The 23,123-nt window shown below is 41.2% G+C and carries 26 protein-coding genes; 13 read left to right on the forward strand and 13 right to left on the reverse strand.

The genetic code is table 11. The features are described 5' to 3' along the window. Nucleotides 1-234: 234 nt before the first annotated feature. Nucleotides 235-1,167, forward strand: a complete 933-nt coding sequence (locus LX92_RS12060; protein ID WP_146197826.1) for a hypothetical protein — start codon at nucleotides 235-237, stop codon at nucleotides 1,165-1,167. Nucleotides 1,168-1,268: 101 nt separating this feature from the next. Further along, on the forward strand, nucleotides 1,269-2,042 hold the full coding sequence (locus tag LX92_RS12065; protein WP_109650909.1) for a hypothetical protein: 774 nt from the start codon (nucleotides 1,269-1,271) through the stop codon (nucleotides 2,040-2,042). Between the two features lie 124 nt (nucleotides 2,043-2,166). Here LX92_RS12065 and LX92_RS12070 read toward each other — a convergent pair whose 3' ends face one another. The 8 genes from LX92_RS12070 to LX92_RS12105 all read right to left on the reverse strand — a co-directional run bounded on the left by LX92_RS12070 (nucleotide 2,167) and on the right by LX92_RS12105 (nucleotide 9,650). Beyond that, complete coding sequence (locus LX92_RS12070; protein WP_211315874.1) at nucleotides 2,167-2,412, reverse strand: biotin/lipoyl-containing protein; 246 nt, start codon at nucleotides 2,410-2,412, stop codon at nucleotides 2,167-2,169. A 3-nt stretch (nucleotides 2,413-2,415) separates the two neighbouring features. Beyond that, on the reverse strand, nucleotides 2,416-3,450 hold the full coding sequence (locus tag LX92_RS12075) for an alpha-ketoacid dehydrogenase subunit beta (protein WP_109650911.1): 1,035 nt from the start codon (nucleotides 3,448-3,450) through the stop codon (nucleotides 2,416-2,418). 38 nt (nucleotides 3,451-3,488) lie between these two features. Next, a complete protein-coding gene (locus LX92_RS12080) occupies nucleotides 3,489-4,478 on the reverse strand; it encodes a thiamine pyrophosphate-dependent dehydrogenase E1 component subunit alpha (protein ID WP_109650913.1) in 990 nt (329 codons plus the stop codon). Nucleotides 4,479-4,576: 98 nt separating this feature from the next. After that, the gene (locus LX92_RS12085) at nucleotides 4,577-5,731 is read right to left on the reverse strand and encodes a hypothetical protein (RefSeq protein ID WP_109650915.1); all 1,155 of its coding nucleotides are present in this window, start codon (nucleotides 5,729-5,731) and stop codon (nucleotides 4,577-4,579) included. A gap of 5 nt (nucleotides 5,732-5,736) precedes the next feature. After that, nucleotides 5,737-6,435 carry an ABC transporter ATP-binding protein gene (locus LX92_RS12090; protein ID WP_109650917.1) on the reverse strand — a complete coding sequence of 233 codons (699 nt, stop codon included), beginning with the start codon at nucleotides 6,433-6,435 and terminating at the stop codon, nucleotides 5,737-5,739. Nucleotides 6,436-6,439: 4 nt separating this feature from the next. After that, nucleotides 6,440-7,657 carry an ABC transporter permease gene (locus LX92_RS12095; protein ID WP_109650919.1) on the reverse strand — a complete coding sequence of 406 codons (1,218 nt, stop codon included), beginning with the start codon at nucleotides 7,655-7,657 and terminating at the stop codon, nucleotides 6,440-6,442. Between the two features lie 2 nt (nucleotides 7,658-7,659). Then, nucleotides 7,660-8,883: an ABC transporter permease gene (locus LX92_RS12100; protein WP_109650921.1), complete on the reverse strand. Its 1,224-nt coding sequence runs from the start codon at nucleotides 8,881-8,883 to the stop codon at nucleotides 7,660-7,662. After that, a complete protein-coding gene (locus tag LX92_RS12105) occupies nucleotides 8,880-9,650 on the reverse strand; it encodes an outer membrane lipoprotein-sorting protein (RefSeq protein WP_109650924.1) in 771 nt (256 codons plus the stop codon). The genes LX92_RS12100 and LX92_RS12105 overlap by 4 nt, the downstream gene beginning before the upstream one ends. Before the next feature lie 219 nt (nucleotides 9,651-9,869). Here LX92_RS12105 and LX92_RS12110 point away from each other — a divergent pair, with 219 nt between their 5' ends. The 3 genes from LX92_RS12110 to LX92_RS12120 all read left to right on the forward strand — a co-directional run bounded on the left by LX92_RS12110 (nucleotide 9,870) and on the right by LX92_RS12120 (nucleotide 11,458). After that, nucleotides 9,870-10,745 carry a universal stress protein gene (locus tag LX92_RS12110; protein WP_109650926.1) on the forward strand — a complete coding sequence of 292 codons (876 nt, stop codon included), beginning with the start codon at nucleotides 9,870-9,872 and terminating at the stop codon, nucleotides 10,743-10,745. 11 nt (nucleotides 10,746-10,756) lie between these two features. Continuing rightward, nucleotides 10,757-11,050, forward strand: a complete 294-nt coding sequence (locus LX92_RS12115; protein ID WP_109650928.1) for a hypothetical protein — start codon at nucleotides 10,757-10,759, stop codon at nucleotides 11,048-11,050. A gap of 132 nt (nucleotides 11,051-11,182) precedes the next feature. After that, entirely contained in the window at nucleotides 11,183-11,458 is a 276-nt protein-coding gene (locus LX92_RS12120) for a hypothetical protein (protein ID WP_109650930.1), read from the forward strand. On the opposite strand, the gene LX92_RS12125 is transcribed toward LX92_RS12120, so the two are convergent. Next, nucleotides 11,455-12,264, reverse strand: coding sequence for a universal stress protein (locus tag LX92_RS12125; RefSeq protein ID WP_170117842.1), 810 nt, complete (start codon nucleotides 12,262-12,264; stop codon nucleotides 11,455-11,457). The genes LX92_RS12120 and LX92_RS12125 overlap by 4 nt on opposite strands. Nucleotides 12,265-12,794: 530 nt before the next feature. On the opposite strand from LX92_RS12125, the gene LX92_RS22635 reads away from it, so the two are divergent. Further along, nucleotides 12,795-13,061 (forward strand): hypothetical protein, encoded by a 267-nt coding sequence (locus LX92_RS22635; RefSeq protein ID WP_109650935.1) that lies wholly within the window; start codon nucleotides 12,795-12,797, stop codon nucleotides 13,059-13,061. A 282-nt stretch (nucleotides 13,062-13,343) separates the two neighbouring features. On the opposite strand, the gene LX92_RS12140 is transcribed toward LX92_RS22635, so the two are convergent. Further along, nucleotides 13,344-14,312: a 1-phosphofructokinase family hexose kinase gene (locus LX92_RS12140; RefSeq protein WP_109650937.1), complete on the reverse strand. Its 969-nt coding sequence runs from the start codon at nucleotides 14,310-14,312 to the stop codon at nucleotides 13,344-13,346. Nucleotides 14,313-14,728: 416 nt separating this feature from the next. On the opposite strand from LX92_RS12140, the gene LX92_RS12145 reads away from it, so the two are divergent. Together LX92_RS12145 and LX92_RS12150 are read left to right on the forward strand one after the other, a co-directional pair. After that, nucleotides 14,729-15,820, forward strand: coding sequence for a site-2 protease family protein (locus LX92_RS12145; RefSeq protein WP_109650939.1), 1,092 nt, complete (start codon nucleotides 14,729-14,731; stop codon nucleotides 15,818-15,820). A 136-nt stretch (nucleotides 15,821-15,956) separates the two neighbouring features. Continuing rightward, on the forward strand, nucleotides 15,957-16,163 hold the full coding sequence (locus LX92_RS12150) for a dodecin family protein (protein WP_109650941.1): 207 nt from the start codon (nucleotides 15,957-15,959) through the stop codon (nucleotides 16,161-16,163). 46 nt (nucleotides 16,164-16,209) lie between these two features. Here the strand turns inward: LX92_RS12150 and LX92_RS12155 are convergent, their stop codons facing one another. From LX92_RS12155 to LX92_RS12165, 3 genes are all read right to left on the reverse strand, one after another. Then, a complete protein-coding gene (locus LX92_RS12155; protein WP_109650943.1) occupies nucleotides 16,210-16,869 on the reverse strand; it encodes a phosphoribosyltransferase in 660 nt (219 codons plus the stop codon). Beyond that, on the reverse strand, nucleotides 16,862-17,533 hold the full coding sequence (locus tag LX92_RS12160; protein ID WP_109650945.1) for a dienelactone hydrolase family protein: 672 nt from the start codon (nucleotides 17,531-17,533) through the stop codon (nucleotides 16,862-16,864). The genes LX92_RS12155 and LX92_RS12160 overlap by 8 nt, the downstream gene beginning before the upstream one ends. A gap of 98 nt (nucleotides 17,534-17,631) precedes the next feature. Further along, nucleotides 17,632-18,483, reverse strand: a complete 852-nt coding sequence (locus tag LX92_RS12165; RefSeq protein WP_109650947.1) for a universal stress protein — start codon at nucleotides 18,481-18,483, stop codon at nucleotides 17,632-17,634. Between the two features lie 170 nt (nucleotides 18,484-18,653). Between LX92_RS12165 and LX92_RS12170 the strand changes: the two genes are divergently transcribed. The 5 genes from LX92_RS12170 to xylA all read left to right on the forward strand — a co-directional run bounded on the left by LX92_RS12170 (nucleotide 18,654) and on the right by xylA (nucleotide 23,113). Next, nucleotides 18,654-18,878, forward strand: coding sequence for a hypothetical protein (locus tag LX92_RS12170; protein WP_109650949.1), 225 nt, complete (start codon nucleotides 18,654-18,656; stop codon nucleotides 18,876-18,878). A 3-nt stretch (nucleotides 18,879-18,881) separates the two neighbouring features. Next, entirely contained in the window at nucleotides 18,882-19,247 is a 366-nt protein-coding gene (locus LX92_RS12175) for an arsenate reductase family protein (protein ID WP_109650951.1), read from the forward strand. A 142-nt stretch (nucleotides 19,248-19,389) separates the two neighbouring features. Next, the gene (locus LX92_RS12180) at nucleotides 19,390-19,788 is read left to right on the forward strand and encodes a tellurite resistance TerB family protein (protein ID WP_109650953.1); all 399 of its coding nucleotides are present in this window, start codon (nucleotides 19,390-19,392) and stop codon (nucleotides 19,786-19,788) included. Nucleotides 19,789-20,294: 506 nt separating this feature from the next. Next, nucleotides 20,295-21,779: a xylulokinase gene (locus LX92_RS12185; RefSeq protein ID WP_109650955.1), complete on the forward strand. Its 1,485-nt coding sequence runs from the start codon at nucleotides 20,295-20,297 to the stop codon at nucleotides 21,777-21,779. A gap of 8 nt (nucleotides 21,780-21,787) precedes the next feature. After that, nucleotides 21,788-23,113 (forward strand): xylose isomerase, encoded by a 1,326-nt coding sequence (gene xylA, locus LX92_RS12190; RefSeq protein ID WP_109650957.1) that lies wholly within the window; start codon nucleotides 21,788-21,790, stop codon nucleotides 23,111-23,113. Nucleotides 23,114-23,123: the final 10 nt, after the last annotated feature.

Below are 23,123 nucleotides of genomic sequence, written 5' to 3' on the forward strand. Positions count from 1 at the left end.
GGACTAGGATGGGAAATCGAATGATTTACATCATGTTGGTACATGGTTTGTTTTGGTTTATTAGGGTAGAATATAAATTTTGCGATCTATGCCCGTAACTTTGTGGTGATGATGGGTTATTGGGGTAAACCGGATGTATGACATAAGGTTGCCAATCGGTTATTGTTTGATAAAATACCACGGTAATGCAAATTTGACTACTATTGGAAAGGAGAATACAAAATGAACGCTTTAATGGCTCAAATTTTTAGTGGATCTTGGTTGACCCTATTTGGAAGATTGTTTTTATATGGCTTTTTGGTCCCTTTTATTTTGGGGATTGAAACAGGGTGTAGTTCCTCAAAAGCGCTAAAGAATGGGCCTTATGTAACTGGTGACGACCAAATATACGGGCCGACGGTGGAAGAAACAAGGACAGATAGCTTGGGGCTCGATGACCATTTATCGATTTTAAGCAAGGGGCCTACGGAAATCACCACTATTGACAAAGAGGCTGATTCGTTGTTAAAGATCGTGCCCATCGATGATGGGCAAGAAGTTTGGTCGCCTGAGGTGTTGACCGATACATCCGAATTGCCCGATGGTTTGGGAACTAAAAGTCCGGTTGCCGATAAGATTGTTGAAAACTATAGGAATGCTAAAAACAAGGAACCCGGAGGTCATTGTTTGGCAGTAAGTAAAAGGCGCTTTATGAATGCCTATAAGGCGGTTTATGGCCATTCGGTATATAATGACCTACCTGATAATATGGCGACAAAATATTATTCAGCACGTGAGGTTTTCGATAACCTTTATGTCTCGGCCTCTGGCGTACATAGAGGATGGCGAAGCTTGCCGAGGAAATATAGGGGCAAGGGTAATGCGGGTGCAATCGCATATGCGGGGATGGGAACCTTGGTCGGTAGGGATGGAATTTGGGGAGGGGAACTCAGACCAGGAGCACCCGTACAGGTTTGGAGGTTCAAGGAGGACTATAAGGATGTTGTAAAAGGGGTGGATAAAAAGGATTTTGATCCCTATGGACATTCATTTATTTTTATGGGGTATGTACGTAATGAAAAGAATGAGATTGTTGGCATTCGCATAGCCGACCAAGGTTTTCAAAGCTATAGGCCCCTTATACCACGTGATTATGAGGTTTGGTGGGCTGTTAACCTCACTATTTGACTTTGTGTATTGCAAAAGATCCACAAAAGTTTAACATTCTACATAAAATGCAATTCAAATCTATTCGTTACATTCTTAATACATTGATTTAAAAGAACATAATGATATTTTTTCCCCTGTTAATGCTTTTTACACTTCATAATGACCTGTTTTTAAAAGTTGAGCCCTTACGCGAGGATGTTTTTACAAACAAGATATGGCTTGATCCAATAGGAACCCAAGGGGAGAACGAGGGAGCCATACATGATTGGGCTGTTAACCCGGATACCCTTTCCTATGACGATGCCAAAACCAACATTGGGGAGCTACGAAAAAACTTGGGAGAACGTTTTCGACAGGGACAAATTTCGATGGAAGGGATAAAGAACGAATTCACTACGCACTTGGTTGATGGTTTAATTCCACATTGGTACGGTACCCCATGGAGTTTTGGGGGGCATACGGCCATACCCAATCAAGGGAAAATAGCTTGCGGTTATTTTATTTCTACCACATTGCGCGATATGGGACTAAAGCTGAATCGTTATAAATTGGCCCAAAAATCACCTTTGGACGAGGCAATGGCCCTAAGTTGTGGGTCGGAAATCTACAGTGTGGAACAAGAGGACCATGATATGGCTTTCGAGGAAATTGACAGCCTTACCCAAGAGGGACTTTATTTTATTGGTTTCGATACAGGGCATGTAGGGTACCTACTAAAAAGGAAAGGTGAATTGTTCCTGATCCATTCCAATTACCTCATCCCGATATCGGTTTGTATTGAAAGTCTTAAAGATGCACGGGTTTTTAAAAAATTCACCAAATTCCATTTGGTCGATATTTCTCATAATGAAATCCTTATACAACGATGGTTGAATAACACCCAGGTCCTATAAACCTATTGACTGGTTTAATAAGCGATATCATACCATCTTAGCATACAATAAACAAACCTAAAAGCGAAACCCACAACCAATGGTATGGGCCCCGCCTTGTTTTAAAGAAATAAAAAACGATATTTTAAGCTACTTGGGCCAAGGCGATAACGTCGCCTGTTTTGGCCGTTTCCCCACGATGTACTTTTATTTCCTTGAGAATTCCCGAGAAAGGTGCAGGTACCTCAAAGGTTACCTTTTCGGTCTGCACCTCCAAGAGGGTCTCGTCCTTTTCGAAAGCGTCACCAATTTCCTTATACCAAAGTACAACGGAGCTTTCCGCGTCTTCCCCCAATTCTTTTGGGAGTACGATTTCATTCATTTTTTCCATAATTCAAACTGTAATCATGTTTTCCACCGCGTTAATGATATCCTGTGCATCAGGTATTACATATTTTTCCAATACCCTGCTATAGGGAATAGGAACATCCGGGATGGCCAAACGGACTATAGGGGACTTCAGATGATGGAAGCCTTCAGAGGCCATGATTGCACTTATTTCGGCGGTAATTCCATACGATAGGTAATCCTCGTCGACGACGACCAAACGATTGGTTTTGGCAACGGATTTCAATAGGGTTTCCTTATCGATGGGTTTTATGGATCGTAAGTCGATAACCTCTGCATCAATACCTCTTTCTGCCAACTTTCCTGCGGCATTAAGAGCCTCAATGGTCATCATCTGCACTCCAACAATGGTGACATCCTTACCTTCACGTACCACTTTGGCCTTATTTAAGGGAATGGTATAGGCATCTTCAGGAACGGGTCCTAACGAGGCCTGCAATTGATCCATCCAACCTAAACCTTGAAGTGTTTTATGAAACATGAACACAACGGGATTGTCATCACGTATGGCTGCAATCAACATTCCTTTGATATCTTCAGGGAAGGTAGGTGCCACAACTTTCATGCCTGGCAAATGCCCAAAACTGGCATATAAGGTCTGGGAGTGTTGTGCGGCATCACTATAGCCACCACCAACACCGGTCAATAGTACAATGGGTAACTTTACGTTGCCCCCACTCATATAATGTATTTTGGCCATGTGGTTATAGATTTGATCCATGACCACACCATGAAAATCGACGAACATCAATTCTACCACAGGTCGTAATCCTGCAGCGGCAGCACCAATGGCGGCACCGATGAACCCTGTTTCGGAAATAGGGGTGTCCATGATACGTTCTGGCCCAAACTTGTCGTATAAACCGGTGGTGGAACCGAATATTCCCCCATATTTTCCGACATCCTCACCCATGACAATGATATTTTTGTCCCTCACCAATTCTTGTTCCAAAGCCTGTACCATGGCTTTGCTACCGGTCAATTTTCTTATTTTATCCTTTTTTGCTTTTATAGTTTCCATTTTTCAATCTTTTGTGGTTTTGGCTTTAGCCTTGAATGTTAACAGAAAACATCTTCCAATGCTTCATTAGGTTCAGGGTATTCGCTGTGTATGGCGAATTCATATGCATCATCCACGACTTCATAAACTTTATTTTCCAAAGCGCTGATTTCTGCCGGGGTAGCCAAATTTTCTTTCAATAAATGGTTTTTTAATCGCTCTATAGGGTCTTTGCCCCGTAGGGTTGGGACTTCCTCCTTATTTCGATATAATTCGGGATCCCCTTGGAAATGGCCTAAAAAGCGGTAGGTCTCAATCTCAATGATAGAGGGCCCCCCTCCATTTCGAGCCCTATCAACAGCTTCCTTACTTACCTTGTACATTTCCACAGGGTCATTGTCCTTTACCAAGTATCCTTTTATACCATAGGCTTTCGCCCTTATGTCATTTGAAGGTACACTGGTCGAATTTTTCTTCGCGACCGAGATACCCCATGAATTATCTTCGACGACCAAAATAAAAGGTAGGTTCCAAAGGGCTGCTAGGTTCAGTGATTCGTGGAAAGCCCCGGAATTGGCAGCTCCCTCACCAATGAATGCGACTGCCACCCAATCTTCCCCTTTTTTCTTGTTGGCCAAAGCAGCACCCACGGCATGCGGAATTCCTGCCCCAACAATACCCCCACAGGAAAATTTCACGGTAGGGTCGAATAAATGCATATGTCCGCCCTTTCCTTTTCCCAATCCGGTTTTCTTGCCGAAAATTTCAGCAGTCATTTTTTTAAGGTCCACACCTTTGGCAATTGCCTGATGGTGTGGTCGGTGGGTAGCCGTAACCGTATCATCCTTTGTTAAATGCACGATCATTGCCGCTGCAGCAGGCTCTTGTCCGTTTGAAAGGTGCATTTCCCCGGGCACAGGGCCTGCACCAATATTGAAGATGGGTTGCTTGCCTTCCAAATAGGCCTTTTCCATACGTTCTTCAAAATATCGGGAAGTCTTCATAGTCCGATATATCTGAAGAAGGTCGTTCTTGTTATTATTTTTCATGACTATAAAATTTTAAAAATAAATGTAGATTCCTTTTGGATAAATTGGAATGATCTAGGTCATGCAATATGGTTGTAAGGAGTACCCTAAGGAATGGCCTAAAAACTCCAGCGTAATCGCACAAAAAGATTGTTTCCAAGAATTCGGGGGTCCTCCAATTCAAAAAAGGATTGTCCGGTGAAGTTAAGCTCCCAATTGGTAGCCAAGGAGTACGTTAAGCTGGGCATTGTGATGAGCGAATGTTGGGTGGGGGAATAGATTGTACTTAAGGCTCCGGAAAAAATGGGTGAAAACTCCTTGGATAGCTGAAGGAAACCGGAATATTCAAAAGGCATTAAATTTTTTGCGGAGATGCTGGTGAAAATTAAATTTTCCAAGCCTCCCGGCACATCATTGGTGGCACTGTTGTATAACAAGGAGCCATTGATGTAGACACCTTTTTTAAAACCGTAATCTACCGAGAGGGACGCACTGACCACGTTTTCGGAGCCGATAAAGTCTTTATAAGGTAGGAAATAGGAAACTTCCCCTTTGAACCCGACATTCTTGATATTACCGGCCCATCCCGTGCCAATGACCCAATCATTGTGATATATGCCGGAAAGCAATTGAATGTCATAGGACCACTTATTAAAATTATACATAACGGCGATTATATGGTCGTCCGCTTGATAACCCTTCTTGGCTGCCAATTCAATTTTACTGAAACCGTCCAGGAAATATTGAATGCGGATGGCATCGCTTCCTGGACGCTCCTCGTAGTCAAAATCGAGGAAATTATAGGTGTTGAAAATATCGTTTGGGTTCCATGCTAAATTTATTCCCCAATTAACACGTTGCCTTCCTAGGGTGATGTCCCAATCCCCCTTACTATAATTGATCAACGCCCGATCTATGGTGGTGTTGAAAACAACGGTACTGTTGTCCAATACATTCCAGGAAAGATCGACCCATCCATTGTCCTGTAAGATCACTTTTGAGAATCCGGGATTGTTTTTAATCCGATCTCCGTAATAAATGCGGTTTCTAAATTCCAATCTGGCGGTTATGGTTTTTGAGGGGATGTACTTGAAATTGAGTCTGTTGTGTAGAAAGGTGGTCCATTGTACTTCCCCGATATTGTCGATAAAGCCAAATTCATGCAGATTCTTGACATAGCCTGCCAAGAAGAGTTTTTGCTCTTTTTCCTGCCCTACCAAGACTATGGCACTTAGTAGGTGTATGATTAGCAGTATCTTTGAAAATAAGCGCATTATGTTTATTTGGGGGTCTGTTGTACATCAGATTCCACTTTGCCATCGACAAGTGTAATTACCCTTCGGGCTTTTTGGATTACCCGTATATCGTGGGTGGAGAACAAAAAGGTGGTTTTCTCCTCTTTGTTGAGTTTGGCCATTATATCCAACAGATTTGCAGTTGATTTTGAATCCAAATTGGCTGTTGGTTCGTCGGCGAGTACGATCTTTGGTTTGGAGGCCAAAGCCCTGGCAACGGCAACCCGCTGTTGTTGTCCACCGGAAAGTTCACCTGGCCTACTATTGAGTTTGTCCTCAAGACCCACTTGATGCAGCAGGTTTAAAACGCGTTTCTCCCTTTCTTCTTTCGGTATTTTTTGGAGTTGAAGTACAAAACCGACATTTTCTTTTGCTGTCAGAACAGGGATTAGGTTATAGGATTGAAAAACAAATCCGATGTTGTGCAGCCTAAAATCTATCAATTTGTTTTCAGGTAGTTTTGTGATTTCAACTTGGTCGAGGACTACGGATCCCGATGTTGGTTCATCCAAACCGCCAATCATATTGAGTAGGGTCGATTTACCCGAACCCGAAGGACCGACCAAGGCAACAAATTCACCTTCCTCTATGTGGATATGAACATCCTGTACCGCTTTTACCGGTACGGTATCGGCGTTGTAGGTCTTACTCAGGTTATGTGCGTCAATAATTGTTTTTGCCATAATATTATATTTTTCTGATGGCCTCCGAAGGATTTAAACGCAATGCTTTCAATGCAGGGTATATGGCCGATAACAGTGAAGTGATAAGGCACATAAATGCAATGATGAAATAATTTTGGTTATCCAGGGCGGGATAGATCATTGAACTGAATCCATACGATGACAATCCTTCCGAAAACATTGATATGTCTATTCCGATGTTCCCAAATACGGAAACCGTAACCCATCCCAACAATAAACCCAAGGGAGAACCGACCAATGTCAAATAAAAAGTCTCAAGCATAATCATTATAAATATTTTACGCTTATTGAGTCCGATTGCCATTAGCATTCCAAGTTCGCGAATACGTTCCAATACCGACATGAGCATGGTGTTTATGATACCAAATGTCAAAGCCAAGAGGATAATGCCGGTCAATATATAGGTGTATAGATTAAAAGATTCTATGATCATTCCCAATTCGGGGGATAGTTCTTTCCAATCCTCAACCTTCCCATCGGGAACCAAATCGGCACTGTATTTCTTTACGGCATCCAATTGTGATTCATCTTTTAATAAAATGGCGATTTCATTACTTTCGGTCGGTTTTAATTCCAACAACTTCCTGAGTTGGGTTTTTAGGACATATACATTCACTTCGTCCAATGAAATATTTTTCGACCTATAAACCCCAGCCACCCGAAAGGCACCCGAAACTATTTCCGACTTGACATTCGTAAAGGTCAGTACCACCTTGCTTTTGGGTTTTATCTTTAGTTTTTTGGCAAGTTTTTCCCCGATAAGTATTGCATTTTCCTTTCCTGCAGATAGATACGCCCCTTTTTTTACATTGTTGTCCAATCCAATCTGTTTTACTTCCGCTAGGGGGTCGATCCCATATATTTTCACCCCACTTGCCGTTGTAGGGGAGCTTATCATTCCGTTCGAAATAATACGATTGCTCACAGAGGCGATTCTATCATCGGCTTGAAGCTGGGTCATGATGGTATCGGTAGGCGATAGGGTGTATTTAGAGTCATTTTCCACATTGAATTTGGGATTGTGGATTTGGATATGCGACAACTGTTTAAATATGGTTTCGTTGATGTTATTCTGATAGAGGCCCCATGAAAATGACAAAATGAAAATACCGGCCCAAACCCCAATGACGATAGAGCTGATCACCACTAAACTGCGTGATTTATTCCGCCAAATATTCCGCCAAGCTATTTGAAACATCATAACTAACTATTTATAGCGTCAATAGGTTTTAATTTCATCACCGTATAACCGGGGTAAAAGGCCAATACGATGGCCAAGATCAAAACGATTAGGGTTTGAACAACAAATATGTTCGCACTGTTCGAAAAATACATAATCGATTCTATACCATAATTTTCATAGATTTCTTTTAATTCACCCGTAAAATGAATAGGGTTTTTGTTGAACCATGTTACGACCAGCATTCCGCCCAAAACCCCTGTAAGACAGCCAATGAGTGCAATCATGATAGATTCCAACATTAGGATGAGGGCCAATAAATGCTTTTTCATTCCAATGGCGATCAAAATCCCCAATTCGTGTTTTCTTTCGAAAATCATCATGAGTAAGGTTCCAAACAGGCCAAATGAGATAAGAAAATAGAGTACACCGATGATGATATATTGCCCAGTACTATCAGCTTCTATGAATTGGTCCATTTCCGGGATCATTTCCTTCCAGGTCATTACCTCATATCTATCCGAATCCAGTAATCCCTGTAGGGATACCTTCAATTTTTCAAGGTTGGTGTTCTTGTCGGTCAAGATGGAGATCGCAGTCAATCGATTTTCTGCCCCGTACATATATTGGGCCTGTCTTAAAGGGATATAGACAATATTGTTGTTTAAGTCGGGGGAACCTAATTTTATGATTCCTTTTACCTTGAATTTGGCGGCAGCACTGCTTGCATGATATCCTTGGCCCAAGAGAACCAAGGAGTCGTTTACGCTTAATTTTAATTGTGCCGCCAGTCCTTCCCCTAGGACTATGGCATTTTCATTTTCCGATTCCAGATATGTGCCCTTACTGATTTTTTGGTCTAGGTTATTGACTTCTTTTTCTTTGATCGGATCAATGCCCAAAACAAGGACACCTTTGGTTTTTTCCGAATAAGAAGCCAAGGCAAATGTGTTCAACCGGGGCATTATGTTTTTGACCTTCGGATTCTTAAGGAGCTTTTGATTGAGTTCCCCATTCTCTTCAAAAGTGTTGTCGATGGACTGTTCGTCCCAGTAGCCATATTGGTGGATTTGCAAGTAACCAGAGGAATAACCCACAATGTTATGAATCATGTTTTCATACACACCGTCGGTCATAGAACGCGTTGTGACAGCCAACAAAACGGCAAAAAAAACCGATGTTGTCGTAATGATCGTTCTACGTTTATTGCGCCATATATTCAGCCAAGCCAATTTTAAGAGCATCATTCCAATTGTTTCATATTTCTGGTGGTGAAGAAATCATCACTTATCGCTTTATCAAATTCAATGTCATTGTAAATGATGACCGTACTGTTTCCTTCCTTGTCGATCGGTATCATTTCAATCTTTGAGGTAATCTTTCTGCCGCCCAATACTTTAATCTCCGAGGCCTTCATGATGTTCATCATTTCCCCGTCTTCGTCGTAGAACTCTGCCTTCAATTGGAGGAAATCCTGTTTGTCGATCCACACAATCACTTTTTCCCAGACAATGGCGGCCGAAGGTTTGGGTATCATTTCAATCTTATAACAATCTTTTCCATCAATGGTTTCGGAACCTAGGTGCTTGTGGTCGTAGTCCGCTACGGAAGATGCCTCTTTCACAAGGTCGTCATTGGTGAAATCCGTTCCCATCCAGCTTTGAGACATCATTGAGGGAGGAAGTTTGATCGTTCGTTCTATAGCGGGTATCCAATTCCAGACTTCTTTCATTCGCTTTAAAAAAGCAATGCCTTTCTCCTTGGCCGGTGAGGTGAGTAAAATCATGGAATATTCATCGCCTTTAGTCCATGTTTTCATGTTCATCTCCCTGTGCCATGTGGGTCTTATGATTTGTATACTGATATCTGTTATGGAGGTCCTTCCTCGCATGTTTTCATCGGCTTTTTGAACAATCGCTTTTGCGGATAGGTCTAGGTTTTGTGCCATGCCTTCGTGAATTGTCAATAGCATTAAGATCAGGATAGAATGAAATGCGATTTTGGTGATTTTCATAGCGTCCTAGGTTTGATCATACACAGTAAGGGTTGTGTAAAAGGAATTGGATGATGTATCCTCTTTGTTTAGAGGGTGTTATAAAGGTATAAATTTATGAAGTTCCCTTTACGTTTTAAATGACCTTAGTCATGTTCCAAAGATTGAGGTAATGATTTTAGTCATTGACCAAAAGGGAGTATTGCTGTAGCTTTAGGTTGAACCAAAACATCGTTTACTTTGAAAACAATCCTATATGTTACCGATTATTCGTTGAATTCTGTGGCCGCATTGAAATATGCACACAAGATGGCGACCCATATGGGAACCCGCTTAGTGGTAACCCATGTATTTGATTATCCTACAGTTTTGGGTACAGCGGGTTTGGATGAGCCTTTTCCCCATTTAGAGGATAATGCCTTTAGGATACACCGGGCCAAATTGGAAAAATTCTGTGGGGAACATTTAGGGAGCGGTTATGAAAACCCAAACCTTCAGATAGAGCCGGCAGAAAATACATCGGTCGTTAAGGGAATTATCGCTGTTGCCACCGAATGGCATGCCTATTTGATTGTTACAGGTATGAAGGGGGGCAGTGCATTTCGTGAAATACTTATGGGGAGTACCACAAAACTTCTTATAGAGAAAGGACCTTGTCCCATTCTGTCCATTCCGGCAGGTACAAGTTATAGGTTGCCCAAAACCATTGTTTACGCCACTGATTTTGAGGAGGAAGATGTATTCGCCATTCGCAAGCTAGCAGAGATGGCCGAACAATTCGAGGCTGAAATCAAGGTTGTACATATTTCATCCAAGGAGGAATATAAGGGTGAAATGCAAATGCAATGGTTCAAAGAGATGCTTTTGCAGAAGGTAATCTATGAACATATCGACTTTGAATTGCTTTTTTCAAAGGATGTCTTTGAAACACTTCGATTATATATTGGCAAGTCGAATGCAGATCTAATCGTGATGTTGGAAAGGGAAAAGGCAGGTTTCATCAATAAATGGTTCCATCAGGATTTGGTTAAAAAAATGGAATCATATGGTAAAGTCCCCCTCTTAAGTATGAGGGGAAGCCACCATCAGCTCTTTTATTTTAAAAAAGCACTTTAAATCCTATTGATATGGCGAAGAAAATTTATAGCATATTGTTACTGGTTTCATTTGGATTAGGATACTACCTGTATAGTGTAAGGGAATCACATTCCAATGTTTTTTTGATTGTCACCTCTGGGGTGGTATTTACCTTGTTAAGTATGGGTATTCATGGTTTGGTGGCGCATTCGCTTAACCCAAATGTAAAGGGGGGTATTATTCTGTATCCGATTCTAATGGGTGTACTTTGGGCATTCCTCTTCTTTTTATTTGTTTTTTTCGTACTTCCGCTCTTTTGTCCCGATTTCATGTTGAAACTGTAAGGGTTCAAACAGGTTGTTTTTTTGTCCTCTTTTTATTTGAATGTGGAATGGAATATGCCCTAAACTGACCTACATCATTTTCAGGCAGACCTTCTTACCTTATTTTGAGGAATAACCTAAAAAAGTCAAAAAATGAAAGCTGTGGTAAATATTAAAAACCTTCACTGCGATGAAGGTAAAAGGGTGATCTTAAGAAACCTTAGTAGGATAATGGATGTTCGTGTCATCGATATTGATGTGGCAAATGGTATCTTACATTTCTTATACATCAATCCGGTTGCCTTAATAAAAGTAAAACAGGAGTTGTCCCGATTAGGGTATCCCATACAAAAGCGTAGCATAGAAACGTATCCTCCCAACATGTTTGGTTCGGAAGGGATTTCCTCCTTAACCCTACAAGAGGCTTAGGTTAGTTGTGGAAGGACCAACAGGGGCAATTCGGTATTGAAAGCCATTTTCCGAAGCACCGGTTCCCGTAGTAGGGCATCAAAGAAATCGTGTTTGGACTTTAAGAGTACCGCCATGCCGATTTGTGGATTCTCTTTTTTCAATGTGAACAGGGAAGAAGTGACCGATATGTCCATTTGAGCCTCCATAAAATTTGTTCTTATTCCCTTTAAATGCAATCTCAGTTCCTCTTTATTCTGCTTTTGGTCTTTACTCAAGGTTTTTTTTGAAAAGACATGGGTGACCAAGACTTTAGAATCCCATAATTTGGCCAACCGGATCAGTGGTGATAGTTCATCGTTACTGAACCGGTGTTTGTAGTTATTGGCCAGGACAATTTCTTTTGGCGCAGTAAAAACATAATCTGAAGGGATTGCGACAATAGGGCAGGTATTCAGATGTCGTATTACCCTTACGGTATTGCTGCCCATAAAAACATTGAACATTGAGGAAGCCCCTTTGGTACCCATGAAAATATAGTCGATTGCGTTGTCTGTCATGGCAATGTTCAGGGCGTTCACTATGGAATCTATTACAAAAACAGGCTTAAAATGATGTTTGGGGTTTTGCTCTTTTTGAAGTATGGATTCGGTCAAATTTTTTAGTTCGATTTCCAAATCGGCCTTGCTTTTAGATCCGGAGGGGGCATCATGGTAGGCATGGAGAATATAGAACGTACATTCTTCCTTTTCAAATAGTCTTATGGCGTAGTCAATGGCCCTTTGGGCATTGTTCGAGAAATCGGTGGGTAATAGAATTGCAAACATTTTTGTGCCTTTTAGTACCTCAAATGTACTCCGCATACCATCGAATAAGTATGATGAATGTCAGTTTAAAAAAGGGATTGTTTTGAAGGATCGGCCATGCTGGTTGAAAACCGACGGTAGTTTTTGTTTTTGGTGGGTTTGGTTGAATCTTTTCGGAAGGGGTTCATTACTGTTGGACGTAAAAAAGGACTGACATATGTAAAATACACCAGTCCTTTTTCGGGTATCACGCTAATTTTGGCCTATCGCCAAACTGAAACATAGAACATTCCCCAAGGAGTCATAACCTTGGGACTTGATGTGATACCATGTATGACCGCTAAGGCATTACTGCTTAGAAGTCCATGCATTATTTTCAAAGAAAAAAAAACAGGAAACCTGGGTTTCCTGTTTTCCATAAACACAGGGATTTCATCAATCTTGTTTCTCAATCTGTTGAATCATAGTATCGCTAATACGATTCAAGCAACCGATCAACATCTTAACTTCATCCTGGTCCTTATTATGATCATCACTGCATTGTTGCTATCATGACAATCAATTTTATTAAAGAATCCGGAATACCCAAATATCCCGGATTCTTTGAAGATGTTCTCGCTACCAATTTTCGACTCTGCCGTGCCTTGTCCAAATCCATTATCGATTTTTTCAAGGTTAAAAAGTCAGATCGGTATTCTAAAACTTCTTCTTTTTCTACGGATTTCGGTATCCCCACGACCCAAAACCCAAGAATTCATTTTTTCAAGGAACTTGATTATAGTTTCAAAGATAAAGTACATTCCAAGGGGTTGCAATGACCTGTATCAGTTTCGTCAATTTTAATAGGAAAAGAAACCGGAACATCGGAATGTCCCGGTTTCCAAGAAGTGGATTTCCAATCTGATGTACGCTTACACTGACCTTAATTCAAATTTATCACTAAACCCCTACTAAGATTCAAATGGCCTAACAGATTTGTACACCTCTTCTTTTTCATAGGGTCCTGCTTTTTTCCCCTAAAAGACCCATTTCCTTTTCAAAGAACTTACTATTTTAATCTTGGGGCTAAAGTAGTCTGACTATTCGGGCTTTAAAATGACCTAGATCAGTTTGGGGGTTTTTTTCCTTTCTTTTCTGGTGTTTCCCAAAACCCATTCGTATAGTTTGTCAGCATCCTCCTTATTACAAAGTTGTGTTCCTGTGTGTAGGGTTGCCGCTGTACCACAGGCGACACCATATTTTATGGCCTCGCCTAACGATTTTTCATTTGACAGGCTGTGGACAATACCTGCGACCATACTGTCCCCAGCACCAATGGCACTTTCTTGGTGCACCGTTGGGGCAGGTATATGCTCCAATTTGTTGCCGTGGGCCCAAAGCGCTCCTTTCGCGCCCAATGAGATGACCAATACCTTGCATTTGTATGTTTCCAAAAACTTTTTGGCTAAGGTGTCGAGTTGAAGTACCGAGATGGAAGGAACCCCCATTATGGTGCTGAACTCGCCTAAATTGGGTTTCATAAGGTATATATTCGCTTTCATGCTGGGTAGTAAGGCTACACCTGATGTGTCCAATATGAATTTTGCATTTTTTTTATCCGCGATTTTGGATATTTCCACATAGAAATCCACGGGGACATCCTGAGGTAGTTTTCCGCTAACAACCATAAAGTCATCGAATTGTAAATTTTCTTCCAAGAAGGTCAATATGGCTAATAGTTCTTCATTCTTAACCTTGGGCCCGGGTACCCCAAATCGATATTGAAGTTGGGTATTCGTATCGGTAACCGATAGGTTTTCACGGGTCCAACCTTCGATGGAAATGACTTCCTGCTCTATTCCTTCCTCGGCAACCAAGTGTTGTAAATGGGCTCCGGTAGGTCCTCCTGCCAGATACATACACAGTGAGTCGCCCCCTAGTTTTTTTAGGGCACGCGACACATTAATGCCGCCACCCCCTGCAAAATAGGCGGGAGTCGCACATCTCAATTTTTTATTGGGGACTATTCCTGCCACAGAAGTGTCCTTGTCTACAACAGGATTCATGGTAAGTGTGATTATCTTTTTCATTTGATATATATTAGGAACTCCTTTTCAATGTGGTTACTAGATAGCCATGAATGGCATGGGTATCCTAGTACGCGATGATTTCTGTTTTATTAATGGCCAAAGTTCTTCGTCTTTCACTGGTTTAACAATGATACAGATCAGTTAGGCGCCACTACCCAAACAAAGGTTTCAAATGATTTGTATTTGGGTTATGGCACCTCCTGATTCATATCATTTCAAAATTTTAGTGATCATAATACCTTAACCCGAAACAAATCATTGACATAGGTAAGTGGCTTTCACAAATGCACTTGGTGGCCACATTGATTCCATAAAGGATGGCAGATGTTTTTTTAAAGGGGGATATCGGTTGGGAGAAGTGCATTACGTATGATTTTGAGGTATTGGCAAACGGGATTCGATAAATAAGTAGAACGATGAAAGGATCATTACAGATAGGGAAGGTATCCGGTATAAGGATTATGGTACACTGGACATTTTTGTTCATCTTGGTTTGGGTGGTGTTTTTGGAATTGGAAAGAGGGGGTACTCTGGAAACGGTCTTGTTTAATCTGGCCTTTATTTTGGTGATTTTTTTCTGTGTGGTACTACACGAATTGGGTCACGGTTTGATGGCAAAGCGTTTTGGTATAAGGACAAAGAAGATAACCCTGTTGCCCATTGGGGGTATTGCCAGTTTGGAAGAGGTGCCCGAAAACCCGAAACAGGAACTTATGGTTTCCCTTGCCGGTCCCTTGGTGAATTTACTGATAGCGGTGGTTTTGTATTTTGCCATTCCCGTACAAGGTTTTTTGGAATTGCATATAGCGGAGTTGCTCGACGCATTGAGCAAACTAACGTTGAGTAATTTTCTCTTTTATACCTTTTTAGCGAATTTGAGTCTTTTGGTCTTTAACCTTATTCCAGCCTTTCCCATGGATGGGGGCCGTGTGCTACGGGCATTGCTGGCCATGAGGACCGATAGGGTAAGGGCAACCCAGATTGCAGCGAATATAGGTCAGGCCATAGCCGTTGTTTTTCTATTGCTGGGTATGTTGTTCAATCCGTTTTTGATAATTATAGCCCTATTCATTTTTTTAGGGGCATATGGTGAGAATAAGATGGTGCAGCAATTGACACTATTGAAAGGACATACCGTAAAAGAGGCGATGTTGACCCAGATAACCTTGTTAAAGCCTGATGATACCATGGAGAAGGTCGTAGATCTTATTCTTTCCGGGACAGAAAGGGATTTTATCGTAGAGGAGCATAATATACCCGTGGGAATATTGACAAATGCCGATATTATCAAAAATTCCAAAAACAGAAAAGAGCAGGTTGGGGCGATCATGAATACTTCCTTTAAGACCATCAAATGGGATGCACAGCTTAAGGATGTATTGCGTACGGTTGAACTAAAGAAAGCCTATTTTTTCCCCGTATTGAATAATGAGGGGCAACTCGTTGGTGCCATTGATATGGTGAACATCAATGAATTTATCCTTTTACAATCTAAATTGGATTATTGATGAGGTAAAACGAATCGTTGGGTTTTTTAAAGAATCCGTTTCTTGCCACAATGGCCCAATAGTGATACAGATCATTTCATGGGATATCTTTCCGAGGTACATTGCTTCCTGTATTAATCATAAAACATAATGTATCATGGCAGTATTAAAAGTTATCGAAATCCTGGGAAATTCAACAGTCAGTTTTGAAGATGCTGTACGCAATGTTGTCGAAGAGGCTTCAACTACGGTTAAGGACATTAGATCGGTCTATATCCAAGATATGCAAGTTACCGTCAAGGACAATCAGATTGCGGAATACAGGGTAAACACCAAAGTCAGTTTTGGTATTATGCAGGATTGAGGTCGCACCTAGAAATCGCGGTATTTTCAAAGGCATGTTTCAAATTTTAAATGTGCCTTTTTGTATTGGGTTTGATTTCTCTTGAAGTATTGGCTTGCTCCAGCCATTGTATGGCCTCTTCATCCGATACTTGTGGGAAATCCTCATAAAACTGGCCTACAGCCCTGAAATTTATTGGTGTTAGCAAGCAAATGACCTTATCGATATTAGGGTTGGTTTTTAACAGCTGTATTCCCGAACTGGGTGCTACGGGTATGGCGACGATGATTTTGGCCGGACATTGTTTTTTTACCATGGCTATGGTCGCTAAAAGGGTGTTGCCTGTGGCTATGCCATCATCTACAATGATAACGGTCTTGTTCTTTAGATTCCCAGGGGGTCTATGTTTGTGGTATCGTTCGTGTCTTGCCTTAAGGATTTTTCGAATTCGGGTCGTTTCCGCATCGATGTATTCCTGGGGTATGGTAACGGTATCTAAGAAAAAGGTGTCATCAAGACCCACGGCACCTATGGCATATTCCTTTTGAAACGGATGGCCTATTTTTTTGGTCAATACGATGTCTAGAGGTGCATTTAAGGTGTTTGCCACAATAGCTGCTACAGGAAGCCCGCCACGGGGAATGGCCAATACGACCAATGACTTATGCTTATACGGCAATAATTCCTTGGCCAATTGGCTCCCTGCTTCCATTCTATTTTTAAACATGGCCTCCAATTTTTTCCGGCACTAGATTTTCTTTGAACCAATTAGAGGTTATATGGGCGACTTCCTGCAATTTGCCAGCTTCCTCAAATAAATGGGAGGCATTCGGGATTATTTTAAGGTTTCGCGTACAGTTCAATTTTTGATAGGCCCTTTCGTTTTGTTTGATTACCTCAACATCTAAACCTCCAACAATCAATAAGGTGGGTGCGTTTACCATCGTTAAATCCTGTAAAGCCATATCGGGTCTTCCGCCCCGTGATACCACGGCTTTTATTTGGTCACCTAGAATTGCGGCAGAACGTAAGGCTGATGCAGCTCCAGTACTGGCTCCAAAATATCCAATGGGTAAGTGTTTGGTTTCCTCCTGTTGTTGTATCCATTTGGTAACATTGATAAGGCGCGTGGTAAGAAGGTCAATGTTTAAACGGTTTTCGGCATTGTTGGCTTCTTCCTCGGTCAATTGATCAAAGAGTAAGGTTGCCAAACCTTTTTGCTGCAGTAATACGGCAACGAAATTGTTTCGGGGACTATGGTGGCTACTTCCGCTACCGTGTGAGAAAATTACGAGGCCAATTGCTTTTTCGGGAACGACCAGTTTCCCCTCCAATTCAACATCTGCCAACTTAATGGTGATTGATTTGTTGATTCTTGATGATTCTGACATTATTTAAAAATTTATTGCCTTGCCCATATCGGATTTATGTGAATCGATGTTAAAAGAGGTACCGGTCAGAAAATCTTTTGGTGCAAAGTTTTATAAGGTTAGTTTTTGATATTTTTTTTATGGTAACTGAGAAGGGGGATATGGCTTTCAGACTTCATCCGTTTAACCAGATCCCTATGTTTAAGATCCTTGATAAGGCTATGGCCTTCACGTTCAAGCATGGCCACCATATCCGGGGCTACTTCGTCAATGTACGACTGTAAGGTTTCAAATACATCCTTACCATATCTAAGGTCAAAGTGAATGTTCTCATAAATGACCTTATGGTGTAACATGTCTTTAAACCATTTTAATTGGTCCTCGCTGGTTGTCCTGTCCTTGGATGAAATATGTACTAAGTGCAATTCAATATCCAAGGGTTCGGCCAATTGGATCATTTTTTCAACGGTGAAAATATCCGCACCTTCAAAATCGGTGGCATACACCATTTTTTTTATGCCTTGGAAATCCACATCATTGGGGACTGCCAATATAGGGCAAGGGGCATTATCGATTAATGCTGCGGTAGTACTGCCTAGAAATGCCTCCTTTAAACGACTCCCCCCTTTGGCGCCAACAACAATAAGGTCGGCTTTGACTTCCAAAGCATTTTTAATGATGATTTCACCTATGGGTTTTCCTTCGTCTATTTGGTACGTAATGTCAAGGTCCTCGGGAGGTTCCTTTAAATGTTCAGCACAGAAAGCCAATAACTTTTCACGATGTTCGGCAAAAGCCCTTACTTCCATACGGGAATAAGTGTTTGAAACCGTGCTGGCGAACGTCATCGGTAATTCAAAGACGTGAAGAACAACAAGTTTGGCATGCAGTTCCTGGCTAAGGGCATGGGCAAAAAGTAAAGCGGCCACTGAGTTTTGAGAGAAATCAGTAGCGTATAAAAAAGTCTTCATCTTTTGGTTTTTTAATGCTCTAAAGGTAATGTTGGCCGAAGGCCCATGAAATGATGTGCGTCAGTCAATAAATAGGTAAGGGATGATGTAGGTCATTTTGATTATGACGGGTGCTGGTTATTTTTGTTTGTTAGAGGGATGGATGCCTAAGAAGGAATAAAGACAGAAACATGAACAATACAAATGACATACTTACGAAAATTGTACAATTGACTACAGAGATTGAAACTGATTATCCTGAGTTGTATCGTCTTTTGGAAGAGAATCCAATGACTTTGCCATCAGAGCCTCATCCTGAAGTAGACAAAAATGAGCTTGAGGACTATTTACAAAGTTTACAGCAATTACTTGGCAATCATTTGAGGACACACAGGAAGGTTCACGGAATACTATAGAAAATGGGAGAAATCGCTACATCGGAAAGACAGATTACCCTATACTGCAATTCCAATTCCAGCAGGGCAAGGCAGACCTTGGCCTTTGCCAAAGCAGAAGGGGTACCCGTATTGGTGGTTGATATGCTTAAAACCAAGATAACTGGAACACAAATCGTTGAATTGGCCGACAGGTTAGGCGTAGATATCAAGGATTTGGTCAACCAAGACCATCCTTCGTATACTATAAAATTCGAACATCACGATTTATCATCCGAGGACTGGATAAAAATGATTCAGAACAACCCCGGGATTATGAAACAGCCGATTGCATTACGGGGTGACATTACGATTTTGGTGGAGACCCCATCCGATATCATTAAAATTTAACTTGTCCGGTTAATGGGGGCAAAGACCCTTATGGGCTATGACTTTTTATTTCAGAATACTTCACCACTGATTTAAGTCATTGTTGGAATAAATATTTACACCTAGTTTACCCAATAATACCCATACTATAAAATCGCATGGAATGTCTATTTTAGAAGCCTATGAATCCGGGGAACATATAAGTAATGTCGCGCACTTTGCGACCATGGTGAAGTTGGCCAATATAGATGGACCCATCAATTCGGATGAGGAAATTGTTTTAAAGCGTTTGGCCTTTAAACTTGATGTTTCAGAAGAGGAGGTTAAGGCTGTCCTAAAATATCCGGGAAATTATCCATTGATTCCACCTTACACACTTGAAGACCGCATTGAACGGTTGAATGATCTCTTTGAAATCATTAATGCAGACCACATTATTGATGTACAAGAGCGTAAAATGATTTATAAATATGCCATTGGCTTAGGCTTTTCTTCGGAGCATGCCAATAGGGAAATTGAAAATTATATCCTATGTTTTGGTGGGGGAGGTAAGGGCTATTAAAACGAAAACATTCCAAAGCCTAAAAAGTAAGATGCGATTACCCCATTTTATATAGCCATATTATCTTATGTTCTTGAGTAATGGAGGCAATTTACCCAGTACAATGGGGAGTCTTGTAAAGAAGGATGCTAAGGGTACTTTAGTATAGTTGAATCAATTCAGATACTAAAATTTTCGTATAGGACTTTACGTAATTCAAATATTTTGCAATCAATAAGGGGTATAATCGTAATTATTGGCCTTTCTTTTTTGAAAAACCTCACAATCAGTATTAAAATTGAATTATTTACGAAATCGCTTTCGAAAATTTTAGTAAATATGGATTGTTCTTGAAACCACCATAAAACCGTGCTTTTTCGTGTCGTTTGATCACTAGGTGTGAATTTAGGTAAATGGTGCTTTTGCCGACCTACGCCCGTAGGTTTCGTTTCAAAGGAACTTTATAATACATTTGAGTATGGTGTAACCCTTTTGGCACCCTTCTAAACATAAAACTCAAGAAAACTATGTATTATTTAGGATTGGATATTGGTAGTTCTTCAATAAAGGCAGCGTTGGTTGACATGGCCACAGGAAAGAGTGTCGGGGTAGTGCAAGAGCCTGAAACGGAAATGGGGATGTTGGCCGTTAAAAATGGATGGGCCGAGCAACACCCTGATGATTGGTGGAAACATGTTTGTGCTGCCATTTCAAAACTCGAAACCAATTATAATATTCCGAAATCAGAAATAAAGGGTATTGGTATTTCATACCAGATGCACGGACTTGTTTTGGTCGATAAGGACGGTAATGCTTTAAGACCATCGATTATTTGGTGCGATAGCAGGGCCGTTGAAATCGGGAATAGTGCATTCGAGGAAATAGGGGAGGAAAAATGCAATGGGCATCTATTGAACTCTCCATCCAATTTTACAGCTTCAAAATTAAAATGGGTCAAGGATAATGAGCCCGAAATCTATAAGAAGGTATATAAGTTCATGCTTCCTGGTGATTATATTGCCTACAGGTTATCCAATGAAATGACTACGACCATCTCCGGTCTGTCAGAAGGTATTTTCTGGGATTTCAAGAATGACGAGATCGCCGATTTTCTTCTGGATCATTACGGTATTGAAAAATCAATGGTCCCCGATATTGTCGAGACTTTTGGTTTACAATGTAGTGTAAGCGCTGAAGGGGGGAAGGAAAGTGGGATAGCTGCAGGTACACCCATCTATTATAGGGCAGGGGACCAGCCCAACAATGCCCTTTCGCTAAACGTGTTCAATCCTGGGGAAGTTGCCGGTACAGGGGGTACATCGGGGGTTTTCTACGCGGTGACCGATAGCCTCTCTGTGAAGGAAAGTTCCCGTGTGAATAATTTTGCCCATGTAAATTATAAAAAAGGGGCACCACCACGTATAGGAAAGTTATTGTGTATTAACGGTGCTGGAATACAGTATCGTTGGATTTTGAATAATCTGGATGTTGAAAGTTATGCCGAAATGAACGATTTGGCCTCGGAAATCCCTGTGGGGTCCGATGGGGTTTGTATGATTCCTTTTGGAAATGGGGCCGAGCGCATGTTGAATAACAAGGAAGTCGGATCAAGGCTCGTGAATATAAATCTTAACAATCATGGTAAGGGCCATATTTGTAGGGCGGCACTTGAAGGAATCGCTTTTTCATTCGTTTACGGCATGGAAATTCTAAAATCGGATGGAATCAAGATCAATGTATTGCGGGTTGGTAATGATAATTTATTCCGTTCGGAAATATTTTCGAATACCATAGCCACTTTACTTGAACAGGATATCGAGATTTACAATACCACTGGAGCAATAGGAGCTGCAAGGGCGGCCGGTTTGCACGATAGTGATTTCGAAAAATTCGGGTCGTATATCATGGAAAATGATTATGTAAAGACCTTTAAGCCCGATAAGGACAAATCGTCCTATGTCGAGGCATATCAAAATTGGAAAGAAGAACTGGAATTAATAATACATAAATAAAAGATATCATGGCATTGATAGGAAACAAGGAATACTTTAAAGGAATCGGGGAAATCAAATTCGAAGGAAAGGAATCTGATAATCCCTTGGCATTTAAATACTATAACCCTGAACAGGTAGTTGCAGGTAAGACCATGCGCGAACATTTTAAATTTGCGATTGCTTATTGGCATACCTTCTGTGGGCAAGGTTCGGATCCTTTTGGTCCTGGAACGCAGAATTTTGAATGGGACAAAGCTTCAGACCCATTACAGGCAGCAAGGGATAAGGCGGATGCAGCCTTCGAATTCATTACTAAAATGGGTTTTGATTACTTCTGTTTCCACGATTATGATTTGGTGCAGGAGGGGGCAACTTTTGCCGAGTCAGAAAAGCGATTGGCCACAATAACGGAATATCTTAAGGAAAAGAAAGCCGCTTCAGGGGTGAAATTGCTATGGGGAACAGCCAACTGTTTTTCCAATCCAAGGTACATGAACGGTGCCGCTACCAATCCGGATTTCGATGTGGTCTCAAGAGCTGGGGGACAAATTAAACTAGCCTTGGATGCTACCATGGCCTTAGACGGTGAAAATTATGTTTTTTGGGGAGGTCGAGAAGGCTATATGTCATTGTTGAATACCGATATGGGTCGCGAATTGGATCATATGGGACAATTCTTGGCCATGGCAAGGGATTATGCCCGTAGCCAAGGTTTTAAAGGGAATTTCTTTATTGAGCCTAAACCTATGGAGCCTATGAAACATCAATATGATTTCGATTCGGCTACCGCTATAGGCTTCCTTAAGCAATATGGATTGGATAAGGATTTCAAAATCAACATCGAAGTGAACCATGCGACATTGGCTCAGCACACTTTCCAACATGAGATTGCAGTTGCTGCAAAAGCAGGAATGTTAGGTAGTTTGGATGCCAACCGTGGCGATTATCAAAACGGATGGGATACAGACCAATTCCCCAATAATATCCTTGAAACAACAGAAGCCATGTTGGTTTTCTTGGAAGCCGGTGGTCTACAGGGTGGAGGTGTTAACTTCGATGCCAAGATAAGAAGGAATTCTACCGATTTGGATGATGTGTTCCATGCACACATCGGTGGTGCTGATACCTTCGCAAGGGCACTTTTGACCGCGGATAAGATTATTACCTCTTCCGATTATAAAAAATTACGTAAGGAAAGATATGGTTCTTTTGATGCCGGAAAGGGTAAGGATTTTGAAAATGGGAAGTTGAGTTTGACAGATCTTTATGAATTGGCGAAGAACAATGGCGAGCTTCAGCTTAAAAGTGGTAAGCAGGAATTGTTCGAGAACATCATCAATCAGTATATATAATTTATAAAAG

This window comes from Maribacter polysiphoniae (assembly GCF_003148665.1).
Taxonomy (GTDB): domain Bacteria; phylum Bacteroidota; class Bacteroidia; order Flavobacteriales; family Flavobacteriaceae; genus Maribacter_A; species Maribacter_A polysiphoniae.

Excerpts from the sequence above, each read along its gene's own strand:
- LX92_RS12100 (WP_109650921.1), bottom strand. The coding sequence starts at position 8,883 with ATGATGCTCTTAAAATTGGCTTGGCTGAATATATGGCGCAATAAACGT.
- LX92_RS12090 (WP_109650917.1), bottom strand. The coding sequence starts at position 6,435 with ATGGCAAAAACAATTATTGACGCACATAACCTGAGTAAGACCTACAAC.
- xylA (WP_109650957.1), top strand. The coding sequence starts at position 21,788 with ATGGCATTGATAGGAAACAAGGAATACTTTAAAGGAATCGGGGAAATC.
- LX92_RS12080 (WP_109650913.1), bottom strand. The coding sequence starts at position 4,478 with ATGAAAAATAATAACAAGAACGACCTTCTTCAGATATATCGGACTATG.
- LX92_RS12160 (WP_109650945.1), bottom strand. The coding sequence starts at position 17,533 with ATGTCAGAATCATCAAGAATCAACAAATCAATCACCATTAAGTTGGCA.
- LX92_RS12140 (WP_109650937.1), bottom strand. The coding sequence starts at position 14,312 with ATGAAAAAGATAATCACACTTACCATGAATCCTGTTGTAGACAAGGAC.
- LX92_RS12150 (WP_109650941.1), top strand. The coding sequence starts at position 15,957 with ATGGCAGTATTAAAAGTTATCGAAATCCTGGGAAATTCAACAGTCAGT.
- LX92_RS12085 (WP_109650915.1), bottom strand. The coding sequence starts at position 5,731 with ATGCGCTTATTTTCAAAGATACTGCTAATCATACACCTACTAAGTGCC.
- LX92_RS12075 (WP_109650911.1), bottom strand. The coding sequence starts at position 3,450 with ATGGAAACTATAAAAGCAAAAAAGGATAAAATAAGAAAATTGACCGGT.
- LX92_RS12115 (WP_109650928.1), top strand. The coding sequence starts at position 10,757 with ATGGCGAAGAAAATTTATAGCATATTGTTACTGGTTTCATTTGGATTA.
- LX92_RS12070 (WP_211315874.1), bottom strand. The coding sequence starts at position 2,412 with ATGGAAAAAATGAATGAAATCGTACTCCCAAAAGAATTGGGGGAAGAC.
- LX92_RS12125 (WP_170117842.1), bottom strand. The coding sequence starts at position 12,264 with ATGTTTGCAATTCTATTACCCACCGATTTCTCGAACAATGCCCAAAGG.
- LX92_RS12185 (WP_109650955.1), top strand. The coding sequence starts at position 20,295 with ATGTATTATTTAGGATTGGATATTGGTAGTTCTTCAATAAAGGCAGCG.
- LX92_RS12145 (WP_109650939.1), top strand. The coding sequence starts at position 14,729 with ATGAAAGGATCATTACAGATAGGGAAGGTATCCGGTATAAGGATTATG.
- LX92_RS12170 (WP_109650949.1), top strand. The coding sequence starts at position 18,654 with ATGAACAATACAAATGACATACTTACGAAAATTGTACAATTGACTACA.
- LX92_RS12120 (WP_109650930.1), top strand. The coding sequence starts at position 11,183 with ATGAAAGCTGTGGTAAATATTAAAAACCTTCACTGCGATGAAGGTAAA.
- LX92_RS12155 (WP_109650943.1), bottom strand. The coding sequence starts at position 16,869 with ATGTTTAAAAATAGAATGGAAGCAGGGAGCCAATTGGCCAAGGAATTA.
- LX92_RS12105 (WP_109650924.1), bottom strand. The coding sequence starts at position 9,650 with ATGAAAATCACCAAAATCGCATTTCATTCTATCCTGATCTTAATGCTA.
- LX92_RS22635 (WP_109650935.1), top strand. The coding sequence starts at position 12,795 with ATGACAATCAATTTTATTAAAGAATCCGGAATACCCAAATATCCCGGA.
- LX92_RS12065 (WP_109650909.1), top strand. The coding sequence starts at position 1,269 with ATGATATTTTTTCCCCTGTTAATGCTTTTTACACTTCATAATGACCTG.
- LX92_RS12095 (WP_109650919.1), bottom strand. The coding sequence starts at position 7,657 with ATGATGTTTCAAATAGCTTGGCGGAATATTTGGCGGAATAAATCACGC.
- LX92_RS12180 (WP_109650953.1), top strand. The coding sequence starts at position 19,390 with ATGTCTATTTTAGAAGCCTATGAATCCGGGGAACATATAAGTAATGTC.
- LX92_RS12165 (WP_109650947.1), bottom strand. The coding sequence starts at position 18,483 with ATGAAGACTTTTTTATACGCTACTGATTTCTCTCAAAACTCAGTGGCC.
- LX92_RS12175 (WP_109650951.1), top strand. The coding sequence starts at position 18,882 with ATGGGAGAAATCGCTACATCGGAAAGACAGATTACCCTATACTGCAAT.
- LX92_RS12060 (WP_146197826.1), top strand. The coding sequence starts at position 235 with ATGGCTCAAATTTTTAGTGGATCTTGGTTGACCCTATTTGGAAGATTG.